This window comes from Kitasatospora sp. NPDC047058, assembly GCF_040643935.1.
Lineage (GTDB): Bacteria > Actinomycetota > Actinomycetes > Streptomycetales > Streptomycetaceae > Kitasatospora.
Genome location: NZ_JBEYVJ010000816.1, coordinates 1 through 1,646, shown reverse-complemented (window position 1 = coordinate 1,646; position 1,646 = coordinate 1). Strand labels below are relative to the sequence as shown.

At 73.1% G+C, this 1,646-nt stretch carries 1 protein-coding gene; it reads right to left on the bottom strand.

The features are described from left to right. Window positions 1–126: 126 nt before the first annotated feature. The gene (locus ABZ885_RS40770) at window positions 127–1,374 is read right to left on the bottom strand and encodes an LAETG motif-containing sortase-dependent surface protein (RefSeq protein ID WP_360200209.1); all 1,248 of its coding nucleotides are present in this window, start codon (window positions 1,372–1,374) and stop codon (window positions 127–129) included. Window positions 1,375–1,646: the final 272 nt, after the last annotated feature.

The window sequence follows — 1,646 nt, the reverse complement described above, 5'->3', positions numbered from 1 at the left end:
GCGCCGACACCGTGGTCCCAAACCATCCCGTCGATATGGACTCTTGCATCCCGGCCGAGAACGGCCGGGACGGCGCCACGCGGTGGCCCGGGGCACCGTCACCCGGCACCCCGGGGACCGGGCCGGTCAGGCACGCCGCCGGCCGAGCCGCATCGCCGCCGCACCCGCCGCGAGGAGCGCCGCCGAGAGGCCGAGCAGGAGCGGCGTGTCCTGGGAACCCGTCTCGGCCAGCTCCGCGTGCTGATGCCCGGGCTTGTGGTCCTTGCCGTGCTGCCCGGACGGGTGCTCCTGGCCGGAACCGTGGTGCCCGGGCTTCCCGCCGTGCTCCTGGCCACCGTGGTGGACCGCCTTGTCCGGCTTCTGCTCCTTCGCGACGAGGCTGCTCTTGTTCACGTTGTGCGCGAGCTGCTGGTTCTTCTGGCTCTGCTCGTTGGACAGGTGGTTGGCCTGCGAGGCCGACTGGTTGTTGTGCGCCGAGTTGTGCGCGCTGTTGTGCGCGGAGTTGTTCGCGCTGCTGGCGGCGATGTTGTTCGCGCTGTTGTCGAGGTCGTTGGTGACGACGTTCTGCACGACGACGGTCACGTTGACCTGCTGGTCCTGGTGCTGCTTGCCGCTCTGGCTCTGTCCCTGTCCCTGGTCCTGGCCTTGTCCCTGGCCTTGTCCCTGGCCCTGCGTCTGGTTCTGCTCGTTGCTCTGGCCCTGGCCCTGGCCACCGTGGCCCTCGTGACCGCCGTGACCCTCATGGCCGCCGTGGTCACCGTGCTCCTCGTGACCGCCGTGGCCCTCGTGCCCGCCGTGGTCACCGTGCTCCTCGTGACCGCCGTGCTCCTCGTGCCCGCCGTGGTCACCGTGGTCACCGGACGTGCAGTCGCAGTCGCCGGGCCCGTGACCCCCGTTGGGGCCGCGCCCGTCCTCGGCGCAGTGCTCACCGTGGCCGGCGGGCGCACTCTCGGGGCCCGCGAGCGCCGCCGGTGCGGCCATCGGCCGGCTGCGCTCGACGCCGTCCTCGCCCAGCCGGGCCGGCTCGTCCTGCTCTACGGCGTCGCCCTCGACCGAGTCCGCGGACTCCCGCGCCGGGCTGTCGGCCCAGGCGTCGTCGGCCTCGGTGCCGCTGTCGGCCCGCTGGGCCGGGCGGATCACCGGCTTGGAGTGGATCGTGCTGCGGCCGGTGAAGGCCAAGGTGCCGACGGCGGAGCCGCTGTCCTCCTCGGCCAGGCGCAGGAGGCTGTCGACCCATTCGCCCCGGGCCTCCGCCGGTTCGGAGACTGCGCCGTGGTCGACGACGGGCGAGGCGTAGGCCGTTCCGTCCGCGCCCCAGACGAGGGCGGCCGAGGCCAGTCCGGACAGGACCAGGGTGGTGATTCGAGTACGCATGACGCTCCAGGATGATCCGCAAAACGGATCTTCTGAATACGCCTCCCCGTCACCCGGTCACGGTTCGCACCGCTGCAGAGTAACCGCATCGGCCTAACGAATTAGCGTGCGCGGGGGACGCCCCCCGGGCACGCCGCACCGCTTTCCGGAAGACACCCGCGCGGGCCTCCGGCCCCCGCCGCAGCAAAGTGGGGGGGGGGGGGCAGGGGGGGGGCGGCGGGCGCCCCGTCCGCCGGCGGGCCGGGGGGGGCTGGGAGTTGGCGCCCCCTGGA